The organism is Desulfoluna sp. CYM3A, from assembly GCF_056829965.1.
Map to the genome: position 1 here is coordinate 3477810 of NZ_CP186556.1, position 18521 is coordinate 3496330.

16 protein-coding genes and 1 pseudogene are annotated in these 18521 nt (G+C 57.9%); 7 read left to right on the forward strand and 10 right to left on the reverse strand.

Going from position 1 to position 18521, the window contains the following annotated elements; all coding sequences use genetic code 11:
* The first annotated feature begins 388 nt into the window (after window positions 1-388).
* The gene (locus ACOYW1_RS17870) at window positions 389-1084 is read left to right on the forward strand and encodes a transglutaminase-like domain-containing protein (protein WP_482419119.1); all 696 of its coding nucleotides are present in this window, start codon (window positions 389-391) and stop codon (window positions 1082-1084) included.
* A 61-nt stretch (window positions 1085-1145) separates the two neighbouring features.
* Here the strand turns inward: ACOYW1_RS17870 and ACOYW1_RS17875 are convergent, their stop codons facing one another.
* A complete protein-coding gene (locus ACOYW1_RS17875; RefSeq protein ID WP_482419120.1) occupies window positions 1146-1319 on the reverse strand; it encodes a hypothetical protein in 174 nt (57 codons plus the stop codon).
* Window positions 1320-1388: 69 nt separating this feature from the next.
* A complete protein-coding gene (locus ACOYW1_RS17880; protein WP_482419121.1) occupies window positions 1389-2750 on the reverse strand; it encodes an MORN repeat-containing protein in 1362 nt (453 codons plus the stop codon).
* 440 nt (window positions 2751-3190) lie between these two features.
* On the opposite strand from ACOYW1_RS17880, the gene ACOYW1_RS17885 reads away from it, so the two are divergent.
* On the forward strand, window positions 3191-3997 hold the full coding sequence (locus ACOYW1_RS17885) for an MYG1 family protein (RefSeq protein ID WP_482419122.1): 807 nt from the start codon (window positions 3191-3193) through the stop codon (window positions 3995-3997).
* A 98-nt stretch (window positions 3998-4095) separates the two neighbouring features.
* On the opposite strand, the gene ACOYW1_RS17890 is transcribed toward ACOYW1_RS17885, so the two are convergent.
* The 8 genes from ACOYW1_RS17890 to ACOYW1_RS17925 form a co-directional block, all read right to left on the reverse strand.
* Window positions 4096-5325 carry a DUF4857 domain-containing protein gene (locus tag ACOYW1_RS17890; RefSeq protein WP_482419123.1) on the reverse strand — a complete coding sequence of 410 codons (1230 nt, stop codon included), beginning with the start codon at window positions 5323-5325 and terminating at the stop codon, window positions 4096-4098.
* Entirely contained in the window at window positions 5325-5990 is a 666-nt protein-coding gene (locus ACOYW1_RS17895) for a hypothetical protein (RefSeq protein ID WP_482419124.1), read from the reverse strand. Before ACOYW1_RS17895 ends, ACOYW1_RS17890 begins: the two co-directional genes overlap by 1 nt.
* A gap of 453 nt (window positions 5991-6443) precedes the next feature.
* Entirely contained in the window at window positions 6444-6737 is a 294-nt protein-coding gene (locus ACOYW1_RS17900) for a hypothetical protein (RefSeq protein ID WP_482419125.1), read from the reverse strand.
* The gene (locus tag ACOYW1_RS17905) at window positions 6722-7345 is read right to left on the reverse strand and encodes an ATP-binding cassette domain-containing protein (RefSeq protein WP_482419126.1); all 624 of its coding nucleotides are present in this window, start codon (window positions 7343-7345) and stop codon (window positions 6722-6724) included. Before ACOYW1_RS17905 ends, ACOYW1_RS17900 begins: the two co-directional genes overlap by 16 nt.
* The gene (locus ACOYW1_RS17910; protein WP_482419127.1) at window positions 7345-8001 is read right to left on the reverse strand and encodes a hypothetical protein; all 657 of its coding nucleotides are present in this window, start codon (window positions 7999-8001) and stop codon (window positions 7345-7347) included. The genes ACOYW1_RS17905 and ACOYW1_RS17910 overlap by 1 nt, the downstream gene beginning before the upstream one ends.
* Complete coding sequence (locus tag ACOYW1_RS17915; RefSeq protein WP_482419128.1) at window positions 7923-8564, reverse strand: hypothetical protein; 642 nt, start codon at window positions 8562-8564, stop codon at window positions 7923-7925. Before ACOYW1_RS17915 ends, ACOYW1_RS17910 begins: the two co-directional genes overlap by 79 nt.
* The gene (locus ACOYW1_RS17920; protein ID WP_482419129.1) at window positions 8461-9816 is read right to left on the reverse strand and encodes a TonB-dependent receptor; all 1356 of its coding nucleotides are present in this window, start codon (window positions 9814-9816) and stop codon (window positions 8461-8463) included. Before ACOYW1_RS17920 ends, ACOYW1_RS17915 begins: the two co-directional genes overlap by 104 nt.
* Window positions 9817-10093: 277 nt before the next feature.
* Complete coding sequence (locus ACOYW1_RS17925; RefSeq protein WP_482419130.1) at window positions 10094-13297, reverse strand: hypothetical protein; 3204 nt, start codon at window positions 13295-13297, stop codon at window positions 10094-10096.
* Window positions 13298-13752: 455 nt separating this feature from the next.
* Between ACOYW1_RS17925 and ACOYW1_RS17930 the strand changes: the two genes are divergently transcribed.
* The 5 genes and pseudogenes from ACOYW1_RS17930 (at window position 13753) to ACOYW1_RS17950 (ending at window position 18476) form a co-directional block, all read left to right on the forward strand.
* Window positions 13753-15420: a M16 family metallopeptidase gene (locus tag ACOYW1_RS17930; RefSeq protein WP_482419131.1), complete on the forward strand. Its 1668-nt coding sequence runs from the start codon at window positions 13753-13755 to the stop codon at window positions 15418-15420.
* On the forward strand, window positions 15362-16333 hold the full coding sequence (locus ACOYW1_RS17935) for an insulinase family protein (protein WP_482419132.1): 972 nt from the start codon (window positions 15362-15364) through the stop codon (window positions 16331-16333). Before ACOYW1_RS17930 ends, ACOYW1_RS17935 begins: the two co-directional genes overlap by 59 nt.
* Window positions 16326-16640: a hypothetical protein gene (locus tag ACOYW1_RS17940; protein ID WP_482419133.1), complete on the forward strand. Its 315-nt coding sequence runs from the start codon at window positions 16326-16328 to the stop codon at window positions 16638-16640. The genes ACOYW1_RS17935 and ACOYW1_RS17940 overlap by 8 nt, the downstream gene beginning before the upstream one ends.
* 269 nt (window positions 16641-16909) lie before the next feature.
* Window positions 16910-17173 (forward strand): annotated as a pseudogene (locus ACOYW1_RS17945) (ABC transporter substrate-binding protein); the annotation flags it as partial.
* A 43-nt stretch (window positions 17174-17216) separates the two neighbouring features.
* Window positions 17217-18476 carry an extracellular solute-binding protein gene (locus tag ACOYW1_RS17950; protein ID WP_482419134.1) on the forward strand — a complete coding sequence of 420 codons (1260 nt, stop codon included), beginning with the start codon at window positions 17217-17219 and terminating at the stop codon, window positions 18474-18476.
* Window positions 18477-18521: the final 45 nt, after the last annotated feature.

The window sequence follows — 18521 nt, forward strand, 5'->3', positions numbered from 1 at the left end:
TCCTTCTATCGCCCATCCCGCATAAAACTTTAACGCCTTGGCCGGGCCCCGGTAAAACGCATGAAAACACCGAGAGCCCCCGGAGGGGACCCTATGCGGCCTCATCGTTCCTTCGAAAGAAACACGGCAGATGACATCCAGATATTCCAGCCTTCCCCACAGAGGAACACAACACCCACACACCACAAGCAAATTGCTTGTTTTTCCAAGACCATACCCACGCCCCTCGCATCGCTTATTTAAAAAAAGACAAAAAAGACGATTCCACCGGCACCGCCCACTATGAAATACTGGTGGAACCGGCCGTCCAGGGAGCCCCGCCACGGCCACGGCGCAACACAGTCAGGGATCGAATCCACACACATCACACAGAAAAATGGTGACCGACATGAGACTCTCCGACGAAGAACGCACCCGCTATCTGGCCCCCACCCATCACATCGACTGCGACTCAGAGGCCATCGCCGCCTACGTCACACCCCGCATTGCAGGACTCTCCTCCGACAAGGAGAAGGCCATGGCCCTCTTCAACGCCGTACGCGACGACGTCCTCTACGACCCGTACTATTACGACCTCAGCCCCGACGGGATGCGGGCCAGCTCCGTCCTGAAAAAGGGCAGGGGCTACTGCGTGGCCAAGGCCCTGGTGTATACCGCTGCCGTGCGGGCCGCAGGGGTACCGGCACGCCTGGGGTTCGCCGATGTCAAAAACCACCTGAGCACCCGACGCCTGAGGGAGCTTATGGGTACCGACCTTTTTGTCTATCACGGCTACTCGGAGGTGTTCCTCAGCGGGCGATGGATCAAGGTGACCCCCACCTTCAACGCCTCCCTGTGCGAAAAGTTCGGCGTCCACCCCCTGGAGTTCGACGGGGAGACCGACTGCCTCTTCCATCCCTTTGACGCCGAAGGCCGCAAACACATGGAGTATGTCCTGGACCGGGGCTCCTACGACGACATCCCCGTGGACGAGATCATCAACGCGTCCCTGGCCGCCTACCCCAATCTCTTTAAAACCCTGGAAAGCTTAGGGGGAAAAGAGCTCGGAGACTTTGCCCGGGAAGCCGCCTCGGAGAACAAATAAAAAACGCCCTGCAGGACCCGTCCTGCAGGGCGTCAAACATGTTCCGGCCTTTCACGCGGGGTTATTCGCCCCCTGCTGAAGGCACCTCCTTTTTCACTGCGGAGGCAACCGAACTGTAGATCTGCTTGAACGCCTCGTCAAACCCCGTGGGGGAGACGCGCCCCACCTCGATAAATTTTACGACGATCTCCTTGGCTGCGCGCAGGATCTGCTCATCCGTCGATGCCATCTTCATCAGCTTCCCTCCGGTGTGTTGGTGTCGCTCTTCCGAGGGGCGTCGCCGGACGCCCCGGAGCCCTGGTTTTCAGCCGTCACAGGCTGTCCGTTTGCGTAAGTCACAACCCGGGTGGTCCCGTCCGACGCCCGTGTCACCATCTTGCCGTCGGGCTTGCCTTTGACCCAGGTTCCCCGAAGTTCGGTGCCGTCGGTGAGCTTGCGCGTTCAGCTCGCCGTCAAAAAGACCCTCCTTGAAAAGACCGGAAAAGCTGCTCCCGTCTTTAAAAGTCATGGTACCGGTCCCATGGGGCTTCAGGCTCTTGACCTCCCCTGAGTACCGGGCGCCGTCCGGGTAAAACACGTTGAAGGGACCTCGCATCAGACCCTCATGGAACGAGCCCTCGAACCGCACGCCCTCGGCCGTGGTGAGAATGCCCTCCCCTTCGAAAAGATTCTCGTGGAACCGCCCTTCGTAGCGGGTGCCGTCCGGCGAGGTGTACACACCCTTGCCCTCCATGATCCGGGCGTCTTTCATGTACCCGAAGAACCGGGCTCCGTCGGCAAAGGTCCACTGGCCCTTGCCCGCGATCTTGTCTTCGATGAAGGGACCGGTGAAGGTGGCGCCGTCCGGGTAGGTGACCGTGCCCTTTCCGTGGAACCGGTTCTCCTCGAACATGCCCTCGTACCGGGTGCCGTCGGGCTCCACAAGAATCCCCTTGCCCTGCATCTTCTCATTGACGATGCTGCCGGTGTACAAGGTGCCTCCGGGAAAGGCGATCTCCCCTTCCCCTTCCAGGTGCCCGTCCACGAACTCCCCTTTGAGGGTACTGCCGTCCGGTGCGGTGAGGGTGCCCTCCCCGTTCATGGTATCGTTGGTAAAGGATCCCACGTAGACATGGCCGTCGGCATAGACCAGGGTCCCGGTGCCCTCCATGCGTCCCTTGCGAAATTCACCGGTGTACACAGCCCCTTCCACGAAAAAAAGAACCCCCGGCCCCTGGGGAACTCCGTCTTTAAAGGTTCCGGTAAGGCGTTTGCCGTCCTTGAAAAAGAGGGTCCCGTGACCGCTGGGCCGCCCATCGTCAAAGGAACCGGTAAACCGTCGTCCGTCTCCGTAGACCACGGTGCCGTGCCCCTTCTGCAGCCCCTCGCCGAAGCCCCCCATGTACCGGGTGCCGTCGGGAAAAATCATCTCGCCCACGCCTTCGGGAATGCCGACTTTTACCTGCCCGACGTAACGGGTCCCGTCTTGGTAGACGCGCACTCCGCTTCCCGAGGCAACCCCCAACTTGAAGGCTCCCTCGTAACTCCCGCCGTCGGCGTAGTGGTACACCCCTTGTCCGTTTTCACAATCACCGCTTTCGCAGGAGCCGGACCCATCGGCGTATGCGGCGGAGAGACCGGCAATGACCCAGAAGGCCAGCGCGTTCACCGTCAATTTTTTTATCATCAATCGTTACCCTTTTCAGGTTCTGCCATAAAAAACATCCCGCATGCCGCCATCAAGGCCATGCATGCCCTCGGACAGGCGCAAGTAAATTTGTTTTAATATCCCATAGGCAAAGGGTTTGTCAAACCAGCCATCACCCCGGCACCCCGGTATCCATGCAATTCCAGTACCCTTTACGTCACGCACCATCTATTCTTTTATTGCCATCCACCGCCATATAAGATAACATCAACTCTTTTACGAGCATTCCAATCAGCAATGCGCCCGGCCTGCAAGGCCTGAAATCCATGACAATCTTTGGAGGCTTGGAAACGAACCGTTTGAGTCCGACGGAACGGACCGACACCGGTATGCGCCGTGCCAGACCCCTTCGCCCGAACGATTCCCGACCCGACCACACGCCGCCAAAATACCCATACACGAAACACAGGGAGACCGCTTTGACCGAGCTGATCATCACCCACCCGGGTTCCTCACATTTTGACGAATTTTTCGCCCTCTGCCTTATTCTGGCCGTCCACCCGGACACCGATTTTACCATAGAAAGACGAGAGCCCACGGCCGAAGAGGTGGCAGACCCCGCCATATGGGTGGTGGACATCGGCGAAGAGTACGACCCGGAGAAACGCAACTATGACCACCACCAGAACATCGAGCTCTCCGCAAGCTTTGTGCTGGTGGCTGAGGCCCTGGGCTGCGCCGCCTCCCTGTCGTCCCTTCCCTGGTGGCGTTTTAAAGACCGCATCGACCGATTCGGCCCGGCCAAGGTGGGCGCTGAGATCGGCACCACCGAGCTGCGCACCACCTACAGCCCCATGGAAGGGTGGATGCTCGACATGTTCGCCGCCGACCCCGACTCCCTGATCCCCATCATGCGCCGATTCGGCCGCAAGGCCCTGGACAGCGCTCAAAAGCTCACGGACCAGCTGGAGCTGTGGTCCAACGCCAAACGCGTGACCATCAACGGTTACGGCATCCTCATCGGCGACACCGACGACTCCGAAGGCGCCCAGGAGTTCAACTTCCGCCAGGCAGACCCGGCTGCAGTCTGCATCACCCGGGACAGCCGTGGGGACGGGTGGAAGCTCATGCGTTTTGACAACGCCCCGGAGGTGAACTTTGCCAAGCTCCAGGGACGCCCCGATATCCGCTTCACCCACAAAACCGGTTTCGTGGCCAAGACCAACGAACGCCTTCCCGAGGCCAAGGTTCTGGAGTTGGTGCGCCTGGCCCTGCCGGAACAGTAAAGCGACTACAACCCCTTGGGGGTCTGATACTCAGAGACAAAAAAGCCGCAGCACAAGCTGCGGCTTTTTTTTGTTTATCAGTGGTACCGACGTAACGCTTAATCTGCCTCCGGCAGACACCCCGTCAAAGCCACAGCCAACAGCCCGCAGCCCCCCGTGAGAAGAATGAGCAGATAATCTTCGGGATGACGCCCCGCCCGACGCTGCCTCATGCGCCAGCCCAGAAGCCCTGCAAGGCAGATCAAAGAGATCATCCAGCCCTCAGGGTTAAAGGAAACATCCAGCAGCGCATAGGCGGTCTCTCCTTTGGCGCGGACAACCCGCAGGGGGAAGAGCTGCTTGAGCATCTTCTGCCCTCCTTTGGCTTCCAGCCCGTGGGTATGGGAGGCGATGGGGCGGTAAGCGCGATCCGTCACCCACACCCGGACACTCTTTTTGTCCGTCACCACAAAGGTCCGCTTGAGAAGGTCACAGTACACGGCAAGGCTCATGGTATCCGGGTCGTAGCCCGCCATGGGCAGGGCAATGGGCCTGTAGTCGTCATAGGAGAGAAGGCTTGCGGTGCCGTCCCCTTCGATCATCAGGCCATAAAACTCCCGCCGGGGGTTTTCGTCCATGCCGATGTAACGGATACCGCTGGCCGGGGCCAGCCCCGTATTCTTCACCCAGGGGTTTCCCCGCACCATCTTCAGGTGAAAAAGGGTCCCCCCGGCATCGGTAATGAAATAGCCTTCGTCAAAGGGCTTCCGGGCTGTGGGGTTACCGAAGATACCCTGGGCCGGAAAGACAAACCCCTTGCGGGTCAACGCCTTTGTAAACCGATCGGACCGGTCCGCATCCACGGCGTTGCTTTCGGCGTCCAAAAACTCAAAAGCCTCTGTCACCCGAAACATAGAGTCAGGCTCCTCCAGCTGGGTAAACCCCGAAGCGGACTCGTACAGGGGATACAGGGGCACCACCGGGCTGTTTAAGGTGCGCGGCCGAAGGCTCAGCACCTGACGGTTCATGGCCACCTTTTTATAGGTCACTTCTACACCGTCCAGGGATTCGGGCAGGCAGCCCCAGGCGGCCAGATCTTTATAAAAAAACATGGGCAGGGCCGTCTCAAACTCTCGTCTGGTGTACTCCTTCCCGGAAAGATCCGTCATCCGGCGCTGCCCCGTCTCTTTATCCCTGTCATTGACCATAAATGTCTTCAGAGATGAGCTGTAGAGGATAAAGGGAGAAAACGACCTCTCCACAAGCAGCCTTCTAGCCTGCTCCGGAACGTAGATGGCACACACCAGGGTTATCAGGAGAACAATGGCACATCGCGAAACCTTGAGCATCAGACAATCCCCCTTTTAAATCGATGGGCGGGCAACAGAACCGTGGGCAGATAAAGGGCACACGCCAGGGCATACCAGTCCAAAGAGACGTCAAAAACCCCAAAGCTTTTTTTCACCAGCAGCAACATCGTGCCAAAGGCGATGACACCGTAAACAGCCTTGCGCCACCAGGCCGTCTCCACCAGGGCCAGTACAGCCCCGAAATAGGCAGGCACCGCCGCAAGGCACCAGGGTGCCGCCGTTAACAGGGCACCCGACACGATCTCCGCGGGGAAATAGCGCCCCATGATCAGGGCCAGGCACACGGTGCTGATCCCGCACAGGCCTGCCACACAGAGGAATCCCACCCCCAGCATGCACACCAGGGACAGGGTGTGGGGCAGGGGCAGGTGAAAAAGGATGCGCAGGCGCCTCTTGCCCGTCTCCGGTACGAACTGCACCAGGGCTGTCACCAGCCCCACAAAGGGTGCCAGCCACATGATGTCCCCGTAAAAAACGGATTGCTTGATCGCCGCCATGTACCAGAGATGATACGCGCCCTTGGCAAGCACGGCCGACCTGAGCATGATAAAAATCTTCCCATAAACCGCCAGGGTGATCCCCAGCAACACAAGGAGGAACCAGCGAAGCTTGATCCACTCCTTATATACAATCGCCTTGTACATGTGTTTTCATATCCTTGTTTTGTTGATGCCTTCTATGCTTAAGGCGCATGGATAAGCCTGCCTCCGGCAGCCAGGGGCTGATCTTCTGGGCCCCAGGTTGTGAATGCGCTTCCCCCTCGTTCCTCGGGTCAACTCACATCCGCCTTTAAATCAAACGTCGGCCTTCATCATCGTTTCGACCATCGGCATATTTACATAACCGCCTGAGCCCCCCCACCCCCTGGAGCGCCGCACTCCTGTGCGGCACGGGTAACGACGGACTAAAAAGCCGCACCGGAGTGCGGCGCTCCGTTTCGGTCATTCTTTATCGGTTTTTTCGAAGGTCGCGGCCCAAACGATGACCAAAACCCAAGCGTCATTCAAAACGATCCGTTAAGGACTATGTATTTGACGTTAAGATAACTTAACCGCCAACAGAGCCGCCGGATCCATACGTTTAAACGTTACCTGCCATCAATATTTCCCGGTCAACCCGATAAAGGCGTCTTCCAGGGTCATGGAGACCGGCGCAAGCCCTGCGGCATCCATGCCTGAGGCACCCAGGTGCTCACGCACGACGTCTTGGGATTCAAAGCTGTAGAGATACTGCCGATCGCCGAGGCACTCCGTCCGGGCGATGATCCCGTCCTGTACCGGTTCTTTTCCCCCGTTGCGGGGAAGGCCGTAGCAGCGGAACCCTTCGGTGAAGCCCTGGAGGCTGGAGCTCACAAGGGTACGGCCCTGATCCAGAATCACGATATCGTCCACAAACCGCTCCAGGTCCTGAACAATGTGGGAGGTAATGAGAATGGTTGTGCCGTAACGTTCCGCATAGTCCAGGAGGTAGTCGAGAAACAGGCGACGGTCCTCACGTCCAGCCCCAGGGAATAATCGTCCAGGATCATCAGCTCGGGCATCTGGGCCAGGATCAGGGCCAGGGTCACCTGGGACCGCTGGCCGCAGGACATCCGGTGGATCTTGCGATTGTCCGGGAGCCCCAGACGGTCCATGAGATCTCTGAACACCCCGTGGTTCCACATCGGATAAAAAGAGGCGTAAATACTCAGCCTGGATGAATTAAAGACGTACTGGAGAAAGGTTTCGTGCAGCAGGCCGATGCGGGCCCTGGTCTCCGGTCGCAGACTGTGGGAGGGCTCCCCGAAAATCCGGCACACCCCGCCTTTGGGGGAGAGAAACCCCATCATGATGTTGATGGTGGTGCTCTTTCCCGCTCCGTTTTTCCCGAGGAGCCCAAAAATACGGCCCTTTTTCACCTCAAAACTGAGGCCCCTGAGCACATCCTTGCCCCCGTAGCTGTGGCACAGGTTGTCCACCTGGATCACCGTGTCCGACATGGTCTCATTGCTCCTTTTCATTAGAAACTCACCTCGCCTCCAAGCCAGAACTGGCGGCCCAGTTCGTAGTTCTTGCCATCGGCCAGGACTTTTTTGTTAAAGAGGTTGTTCACCTCCAGGGTGGTTGTAAACACACTCTGCCCCCACAAGGGAAGCTTCCAGCGGAGCTTGCAATCCACCACCACACTGGAGGAGCGATCCCGCTCGGCGTAGACCGGGAGCTCTTCGGAGACCTTCTCCCCGGTCAGAGGGTTTGTCTGGGCCTGGTCGTCGGGGACCTCTTTGGTCTTGCCCGTACTCTCCACCTTGGTGTAGGAACCCCGATACCGGGCGATGGTGGTCAGGGTCATGCGCGCGGGCAGAGAGGCAACGGCCGTGACGTTGGCCATCCAGGGTTTGTTAAAGGTACTCCTGGGCAGCTCGGCTTTATAAATCACCTTGTCTCCGTACCAGACACGGTCATCGTCCACCTCGCTGTCGTAGGAGCCGTTGGAGGAGTCTGTATCCTGGTATGTTACGTTCAGGTTAAGGCTGTGGGCACCGAAGCGGCGCCCCCAGGCCACGCGATGGCTTTTGTGGTCGTAAAAGCCGTCGTTGGTCATGGTGTAATAGCGCAACCCGTCGGGCTGGATGGCCCCGTAAGTCCGGGCAAACTGCTCCCGCCCTTTTCGGCGCACATACTTGTACCCCAGGGTTCCGCCCCCAACCCCTGTTGGTCGACCCCAATCTGGAATTCGTCGGCATAGGGGGTTTTCAGGGAGGAAAAGGTCTCCACATTGTTCCCGGCGTCCGACACCGGCCACCAGAAACCGCCCAGGGTCCCGGAGGGATCGCTGCCGGAAAAGACCATATCCAGATAGGGCTTTCGCACCTCGGTGCGATACGGTTTCTTGGCCTCTCGAAGCTTGTACGTGATGAAGGTGGCGCTGTGGTACCGGTTGAAACCCGAGGTGAACACCGTGCGGCCGTCCCCGAAGCTGTCCCAGGACGCAGACATCCTCGGAGCCACGTCCAGGTTGTCCATGAAATCGTTGGCTGCAACGCGGAGCCCCGGCCGCAGGGTGACTCTGCCGCACACCATCTCGTCCTGGCCATAGAGGCTCAAGGCATTCACAACTGCCGAGGAATCGTCGACATCAAAGACCTTGCGCATGCTGAAGTACTGCTGGTTGTCTTCGCAGTCGTAGCTGTTGCCGGGGGAGATAACCGTATCGGACTTTACCGGGTCCGTGTAGATCATGGAGGTTTCCTTGCGGTCGAAGGTGCCTTTTGGTTCGGTGAGCAATGCCCGTGCTCAGGGTATGGCGCCCACCCCACCCGTTAAAGGAGATCTCCGACAGATCGGCACGGGTGGTTAAACTTTCCTGGGTCTTGGAGATATCCCCGTAGCCGCCTTCCTTGGAGTAAGCAGATCCTGCATCAGCCCCCCAGGGTTTGGATGCAGTGGCAGCCCATTGGCGAAGATCCTTCGGGGCCTCGCGCTCGTTCACGCTCCTTCGAAATGCCCCGGTGATCTCCAGGGCACCGAAGCCCAGCCCCCGGTTCCAACGCCCCTGGATGCGATCCCCGCCCCCCTTGATGGTGTAGTCGCTGTCTTTGATATCCGAAAGAAAACGCTCCTCCTCATACGGGGAGTGAAACAGGCTCAACTCAAAGGCCTTCAGGTAATCTGGATCCCAGGAGAGCTTGGCCATGATATTTCTCAGGTGCCGCTCTTCATCCTTCCACCCCTTGAAATGACGTTTGGAGATGGTGGACCGCACCTCGTTGACGGAACCCAAGACCCCCAGGGTATCGCCCAGGGGCATGCTGAGGCTTCCGCCGTAAATATGCTTTTCAAACCGGGGGTCTTCAATTACCTCATCGTCGGAAGACGACGGGGTAAGGGAGGCCTCATCATCTTCCTCTTCCTCCCACTGGAAAAAGTGGGTCCACTGGCTCCGGGTGGTCCTGTAATAGACCTTACCCTTGGGCTTGATGCCCGCCTTGACGGTTTTTGCGTCCACCACCCCGCCGGAAAAATCACCGAACCGGGCAGGCACGTTGCTGTCGTAAACCGCCACCTCCTCCACCAGGTCCGAATCCAGAAAAATCTCCTGGGGATGGCCGGGCACGTCGTTGACCACCTGTTGACGTTCGGAGCCAGGGTCCAGAAGGCTGTTGTTGGAAATCCCGTCCACGGAAAAATTGTTCTGGTAGGCCTTGCCGCCGGAAATGGAGATATTCACAGGCAGGATCTCCCCGGCTGTCTTGGCAGAGCGCCAGGAGTCGTCCGGCTGGATATCCGGCAACACCAGGAGAAGCTCGTTTAAATCCCCGTTCCCACCGGAAAGATGCCGAAGCATCTGATAATCAAGAATGGACACCCCGGAGGCCTTGCTCTCCATGGTACCCGTCACGGTGAGAGTATCCCCTTTCACCGCCACCTCGTCGCTCTTTCCACCGCTGTTTTTCCACGTCCCGGTCTGTACTTCCAGAGACCGCAACCTCAACCGGAGACTTTGCTGTTCCTTCTTCAGCCCATGCCGTTGCCGCAAAACCAGCGACCATCAGGGCCATGGCGACCACCAGCCATGCGGCGTGCCCGCGGCCCGGGCAACACCCTTCGTAGAGGCCGACGCATCGCCTCACACACCTTCGTATCATTGCATCACTCTTCCATCTGAAAGGGGCCCTCCATAGGAAGGACTCCTTGGGTACGTCCCGTAAACCGCCTCGCTGCATTCACGATTATGCGGTTGAATCCAAACAAATACTCGACAGGGGATCTCAATCGGCATGCAGGGGCCGGGTGTCCGTTGTATCCGGTATGCCGTCCCCGTCGCTGTCCGGGTCCAGGGTCAGGCCCGATGCGGCGATGTCCTCAGGGGAAGCCAATGGGCTGAAAAAGTCAGGCAGACCGTCGCCGTCGGTATCGACTTGGGCGACCCAGTTTTCCGGCTTTTCCGGGCTCCAAAACGGCATTTCCGAAAAATCGTCGATCTCAGCCATGGTGGCAGCCGTTAATTTAATCCCCCTATTGATCTCCGCACGGTTCCCCATGGACATTGACAACGCAACGGATTTGTCAACGGCACCAGCGAGCGTGTACGCATTGGCAAGGGTTAATGACTTCGTTGAAATGGTGGAGCTGCCAACACAAAGCTTGACGCATTCATCGTCTTCATAGAAAGCCGCTTTCGTGGCAATCGCCTTATTTAATATACTTATGGCTTCATCGGTATAACCTAAGGAGATCAAAACCTTGGCGGCCCGGATCAAATACCCACCCCGAAGAGTGAGAAGTTCGTCGTGTTCTCCGTACTGCCCTGAGGCCCACTGCTCATCGGTGATAGACTCATCGAAGATACGGACACTCTTGGTCGCAAATGTACTGACAACCTCAAGCAGCCGCCCTTTATCTCCCAAGGCGACCTGGGACCTCGCCAACCAAAGATACATTTCGGCCACCTCTGAGGCGTCGGCTCCTTTCCCGACAACACCGTCCGCCGCAGACCGAGCTTCAACAAGGCATTGAGCGGCGCGGTCAAGACGGCCAACCGAGATCCAACAAGAAGAGGCTTCGCAAAGGCCTCTTACCTTCCACAGAGCCCCGGAAATATCCCGGGCAACGGCTTCTGTAGTTTCGCAGAAAGCAAGCTGTGTATCCTTTTTATTCATCAAGCTATAAAGGTACGCCAGCTTTGGGTAACCTTGTAGAATTTTGACAGTAAAAGCAGCCTCTTTATCATCCGTCGTAAAGTCGTCCAAAATCGCTTGGGCCTTTTCCAAGGCTTTGACAGCTTCGGCATACCGACCAGGCCCCAGGGCGATCAGGGTTGCAGCCATTCGCTTCGAGCCTTTGTTTTGGGCAAAGTAAGTCAGAGCATTAATCTTCTCCTTAGTTTCCTTAACCTTATCCTTGTTGACGATTCGATCCACCACGGCCAAAGCGTCATCTATGTCTTCTGACGTTACAGCCTTTGAAGTTGCTAAAAAGGCATAAACCCGATTTTTGTACGCCGCAGGAGCCTCATTGATCAACGAATCGACCAGGGGCATCTCACCAAAGGTGCAAAGGCCCGGTATCACATAAGTTGCAACGTAAAACCACGTAGAAGACTTCGTAAACGGATATGAATCACACAGCGCCCTGATCTCTTCATATGCATTCATCCCACCGAGTCTGTATGCTTCGTCCCCAAATGTTTCGTACATTGAGGCGTACAGCTGGACAACCCACGAAAGGCAAAACACCCTTTTTCTATAATAATCAACCGTATGCGGATCATCATCTTTCTTTGGATAATCTGGGTTGACCGCATCGTCCGCAGGGACCTTTTTTGATAAAGAGAGCATCATACCCGGGTATAAAGCGGCCTGGGCTTCGTTGCCATCTTCCACAAAGCTGTCTCCCGCTTTTTTCATGGAGACGACAAGACGGTTCAGCGATGAGGCATTTACTTCTGCCATCGCCTCACTGCACTCTTTGACATACCGCACCACAGAGTCGGCCTTATCCATCTCTCCGGCCTCCCTGTATTGGTTGATAAGGCTATTCAATGCGGCAGCGTCTTTATCATCAAAATAGGCCTTACCCACTGCCTCAATTTTTTTCTTGTACAGAGATTCAGCCTTCTCAAGGGCTTGAAGAATATTCTCTTGTGGAATACCTCCTGTGCGCTCATTGAAGGAAATCAAAGTCTTGCCCAACCGACGGAACCCTTCAGCTCGTACCATGGTTGAAAAAACCTTCGTGTCCAAGATGGTTTTGGCCTCTGAAAAAAGGCCGGCCTCGGCCAAGCCATGGGCGACACGCTCCAGAATGTAGTCATTGACCGTATCATCCCGCACCGTCTCAACGAGTTTTTCAGCCTTGTAGAGATGGGAGGCATCGGAATTGAAATAGTAATCCAAGCGCTTGGCGTTGTCGTCACCCAGCAGCTCGCTGGCAAACAACGGCTCCCTGATGTCGTATTTTGCCGCCACAGGGGTGATGATGGATGCGATCTCCGTGTTGTCCCTGACCCAGCCGATAAGGACCGGATAGGTATCCCCCAGAAAGGTATCATAGGTCTCGATACCGGAGGTCCTGAGCACCCATCGGATGACACGCTCCGGGGCCATACTCTCCAGATGGATGGGCCGGCCACCTGCCGCAGCCAGGATATCGCCGATGAGATCCCTCGCGCGGGTTTTAAACAACGGATCATCCTTTGATGAGGAGGGGCTGTTGGCGTCCAGCACCTCAGTCAGGCACGACAAAAGCCGTCGTCTCACAAACACCTCACCGGGGGCCTCTCCCTTCTCCACGGCCTCCTTGATGGCAGTGACCGCCTCATCAAGTTCGGGATGCTCGGAGGTATCGGGGAGTCCGTCCGCTGAAAAGGTAAGCCCCTCAAAGGCGCTTCCCTTACACCCCTTGGTTCTTCTTGCTGTTGCAACCAAGGAGAGCATCATGGTCTTGGCGTGAAAGTGGCCCCCTTCCACCGAGGGCCGGGCGGTGAGCTTGTCTTCCGAGACCTTCAGCCTGCCGGCCACGGCAGTGCGGGCGGCGCTCAGGGACGCCCCGTTTGCCACATCAAGGCCCACCAGGGTGGTCACCGGGCTCACCACAACGGCCCGAGTCTTGCCTTCATACATCTCCAGGGGAGCCATCATGACCATCCCCCTGAAATTAAGGCCGTCCGGCCCGGTGGTGCCATCCTTGCCGCCGCGGGCAAAAAGCATGAGCGACTTAAGGTCCACACCAGCGCCCACGGTCACGGTAAAGCGGCCCTGCTCATCGGTGACACAAGGTCCGTAAAGCCCGTCGCTGCCGTCCCTGTTCAGGGCATAGACCGTGGCTTTGGAAACGGGACCGTCTTCCACCACGCCGGAAAGGGTAATCCCCGGTCCGGGGGCTGCGCCTCCTCCGCCCGACCCGCCGCAGGCAGAAAGGCTCAAGGTTGTCACGGCTGCCAGGAGCAGCCTGATCCACATCACATACTTCATCGATACATCCTTCGTGTTGCAAACGGTTCACTATCTGGAAACGCCATGGTTCATCACAGACGTTCGTACGCCCCGATCCACCCGGTAAAGCCATGGGCTTCCGAGAGACAAAGTTCGGCAAGACTAACTTTTCAGAGAAGCACAAGAACTACTACAGCCAACAGGATGTATGTCAAGTATTTTTTGGGAATAAATCATTTTTTAGGCATACCCAATAAAACCTATATACCTATATTTATTTATAAATTATTCCAATAAGCTAAATTCAATAAAACTAAAATCTATTGACAATCCGCGCAAACCCCAGTAGTCAGAATCTTTCTTTTGGACTACCTAAAAAAGAACGGAAGTCAAAATAAGATCCTGTAAGCGACACCGAGCAACATCGGTACGACAGGCAGGGATCTGTTTTTTTCCGAGCCCTTACGATTCACTTTTTACGGAGTAAACGGCCCATGAAGTGCACCCCCAAAACGGAACGCCCCTGCGCCCCCCTGCCCCCCGGCGGGAGACGCAAAACCCCTTTTCTATTCTTTCTCATCGCCCTGTTGGTTTTGGGCGGAGGCTGCGGGCCCTTCAAACCCGCCCATCAAGAAACCGTGCCCCTGCCCATGAGCGAGAAGGTGATCACCGGCACGCTTGCCAACAGCCTCCGGTACTACATTCTGCAAAACCCCTACCCCAAGGACCGCGTGGAACTGCGGCTCAACGTCCGCTCAGGCTCCCTTAACGAAACCGAAGAAGAGCGAGGCCTCGCCCACTTCGTGGAGCACATGGCCTTCAACGGGATCCGTCACTTTGAACACAACGAGCTTATCGCTTTCCTGGAAGAGGCAGGCCTCACCTTCGGAGCCCACACCAACGCCTACACCGCCACCGACGTCACCAATTACCAGCTCAGCATCCCACTGGACCGCCCCGAGCTCCTGGACAAAGCCTTCCTGGTCCTGGGTGACTGGGCAGACGGCCTGCTCTTTGATGAGGGCGAAATCGAAAAAGAAAAGGGTGTGATTGTCGAAGAGTGGCGCATGAGAGACGGGGTAAGAAAGCGCGTGGGCGACAAAAGCCGGGCCGTGCTCCTGTCCGGGTCCCGCTACCCCTTGCGTGATCCCATCGGCCTGATGCCCGTGGTTAAAGGTGCCAACCGCGCCTTGCTCAAAGGATACTACGACGCCAACTACACCCCGGACCGCATGGCCGTAGTGGTTGTGGGCAATATCGACGCAGTCGACATGCAGAAGCGCATTGAAAAGGCCATGGGCGGCATTGCACCCCGCAAGGCCCGTACCGCCGCATCAAAGGAGGTCCCCCTTACCCCTGGCCTGCGCGTCACCACCATCACCGACCCCGAACTCACCGCAGGAACCGTGGCTATTGACCACTTCTTCCTGCGCAAGCCCACCACCACTGTCGAAGGGTTCAAGCGGGACCTCACCGAGCAGCTGGCCTTTGCCGCCTTTAACCGGCGTGTTCGAAAAAAAATCACCGATCAAGAGCTGCCCCTGCTGCGCGCCTATGCCCGCGTAACAGATGTTCAGAGCGAGCTGCACACGGCACGGTTCATGGCCCGCCCCGTCAAAGGAAGCGTCTCCAAGGGCCTTTCCGGTCTCTACGCCGAGATGGAACGGGTCCGCCGCTTTGGCTTCCTGGACGAGGAGCTGGCAGAGCAGAAAACCGCCTTTCAAAAAGCCCTCACCGAGGCAGCCCGGCCCGATCGCCGCGTGGAGTCATCGGACCATGCCACAGCCATCTGTGAATTCGACATCCACGGCGGGGCCCTCACCGACCCAAATCAGGACCTGGCCCTCTACCTGAAGGCGGCCGACACCATCACCACAGCCGACCTCAACCGGGCCTTCAACAAGCTCCTTGCCTCCGACAGCCGCTCGGTTATCTTCACCTTCCCTGAGAAACGAAAGACCGAAACGCTTACCAAACAGGAAATCATGAACCTGATCACCAGAGTTCATGAAAAAGAGCCTGGCGCGCTCGCCCTACGCACCGGCTATCACCGCCCTTGTCGCCGCCCCCCCCAAAGGCGGAGACGTCGATACAAAAGAAAAAATGCCCGTCATCGGCGGCCAGGCCGTCACCCTCTCCAACGGGACCCGTTTCGTTATTAAACCAACAACCAACGCACCCGGTGAATTTCTGATCAGAGGCACGGCCACTGGCGGGCTCTCCGGCGTGGCGGATGCCGACTACAAGCGCGTGGGCATGGCCGCCGGCCTCGTGAACCAGAGCGGGTTTGCGGGCATCCCCCAAACCGAGCTGAACCGGTTCCTCGCAGGCCGGAACATCAACATCTCCCCTTCCATCGAAGCCGACACCACCTCTCTCACAGGCGGAGGCGCCACCAAAGAAGCCGAGACCCTCTTTCAGATGCTTCGCCTCTACTTCACCGCCCCAAATGTTTCAGCCAAGGCGCTGGCCATCCATAAAGCTCGGACGACCCAGGCCATCAACGCCAGGGCCCATGACAAAAAATTCTGCTTTACGGCAGACGCTGCCGAGGCCCGCCACAACGACAAATTCCGGGACCAGCCCCTTGCCATTGAGGACCTGGAGGGGCTCACCCCCAAAGCCCTCCTTGCCGACTACACAGGTTTCTTCGTCTCCCCTTCTGCCTTTACCTTCACCGTGGTGGGGGATGTGAACCCCGAGGAGATCGCCACCCTGGCAGCGCGCTACCTGGGCGACCTGCCCGCCGCAGCAAACCGAAAAACCAAAGTGGACCGGGGCCTCCGGCTCAAAGCCGTAGGCAGTCCCGAAAGCATCCGCATCACCGGCAAGGGAGACCTTACGGACCGGGCCTCGGTCTCCGCCTTTTACGAAGCCGAAGCGCCCTTTTCCCACAAACGGAGCGTTCAGCTCTCCGTCCTCCGGCGCATCCTCTCACGAAGGCTCAGGCTCTCGGTGCAGGTGAAAAGAAGCGGGCTATACTCCATCCACGGCGCCCCTCGCCTCCAGGCCGGAGCCCCACCACCCTTTCAAGGCATCCGTCTCCTTCACCTGCGATCCCCAACGCGTGGATGAACTCATCCCCCTCACCGAGAGCATGATCCGGGACATGGGAACAAAAGGGGTCACGCAGCAGGAGATGAATCTGGCCGTTAAGCAGAGCCTCACCACCCTGGCCCAAGTCGAGAAAAAAGACCGATACTGGCTCAACACCATCGCCACCTCCCTGGACCACAACTGGGACTTGAGCGAGGTGCTCAGCCGAAAGCAGATGCTTCAAAACACAACCGTTGACGACCTCAACGCCCTGGCCAAAGAGACCTTAACCGGCATCAAAGGGTTCATCACCGTCTACGCCCCCGACACCGAGGAGGCTTTATGAAGCGCCGCCTGATACATGTTAGCGCGGCAGCTCTCCTCTTCCTGGCCGGCACCCTGCCGGCCACGGCCGGGGAGCAGACAAGCCACGCCATTGCCCTCATCGGCACCCCGAAATACGGCGAACACTTCACCCACTTTGACTACACCAACCCGGGCGCCCCCAAAGGAGGCACCTACCGTCGGGGAATGGTGGGAACATTTGACAATGTCAACGACGTGGCCGTCAAAGGGCGCTGCGCCGCAGGCATCAGCGTCATTTACGACACCCTCATGGAGTCCTCCAGAGACGAGCCATCCTCTTCCTACGGCCTGCTGGCCGAAACACTCACCGTGGCAGACGACAACGCATGGGCTGTCTTCCACCTGAGACATGGTGCAAAATTCCACGACGGGCACCCGGTGACGTCCGAGGATGTCTGCTTCAGCTTTGCGGCCGTCACCGAGCAAAGCCCCTTTTACAAAAACTACTTCAAAGGCATCGATCGCGTGGAGGCCCTGGGGCCCCACACCGTCAAGTTCCACTTCAAGAAAAAGGAGCCACAACCGAGAGCTTCCCTATATCGCAGGCCAGCTCAAGGTGCTGCCCGCCCACTACTGGCAACACAGGGACCTGTCCAAAAGCACCCTGGAACCACCGTTGGGAAGCGGCCCCTATCGCATCTCGGCCGTGGAACCGGGCAAGCGCATCAGCTACGAACGCGTTCCGGGCTACTGGGGCAAAGACCTGCCCGTCAACAAAGGGCGCTACAACTTCAACCGCATGGTGTTTGAGTACTTCAAGGACCGCACCGTGGCCTTCGAAGCCTTTAAGGCAGGCCACTACGACCTTCAAGGGGAGAGTGCGGGCAAAAACTGGTACCGCGGATACACCGGAAAAAACGTGGAGACGGGTTGGATCAAAAAAGAGGAGATCCCCCACAGCATGCCCACCGGCATGCGCGGGGTCATCATGAACACCCAGGTGCCCCCCTTGAACGACCGAAACGTCCGACGGGCACTGACACGGGCCTTTGACTTTCACTGGATCAACAACAAAATCTACTTTGGCCAGCTCAAGCGCCACACCAGCTACTTCTCCAACTCGGAGTTCGCCTGCAGCGGCCTGCCCGAAGGGCAAGAGCTGAACACCCTGGAATCCATAAGGGACCTGGTGCCCCCGGAGGTCTTCACCACCCCCTTTTCCCTCTACAAAGGAGACGGCTCGGGCATGGACCGCAACCGGCTGCGCCAGGCAGCAGCTATCCTGACCGAATCAGGGTATGCCTTCAAGGACGGGGCCATGCGGGACCCACACGGCAAACCATTGAAGCTGGAGATCCTCATGGGCTCCAAGGCCACCCAGAAAAGATTCCTTCCCTTCAGGCAAAACCTGAAGCGCCTTGGCATCGAGCTCACCCTGCACCTGGTGGATTCCACCCACTACACCCAAAAGGTTCGAAACAGAGAGTACATGATGATCTTTTCCCGGTTCCGCCAGTCCCTCTCCCCGGGCAACGAACAGCGGGGCATGTGGCACAGCGAAACCGCAGGTGTCAAAGGGAGCCGCAACCTCTGCGGCATCGCCGATCCGGCCGTGGATGCCCTGGTGGAAAAAATCATCGCCGCCCCGGATCGCGAATCCCTGGTGGCACGCACCCGGGCCCTGGACCGGCTCCTGCTCAACGGGTACTACATCATCCCCGACGGCTACAGCGACCGCTTTCGCATCGCCTACTGGGACCGGTTCGGCAGGCCAAGCAAACTGCCCACCCACGGCCTGAGCATCAATGCCTGGTGGATCGACCCGGCAAAAGACGCAGCCATGCCCGACTGCCTGATCTCTAAAACACGTAGCTAATAAAAGCCCCCTGCAGCCAAGTTAAAAATGCCTCCGGCGGCCCTG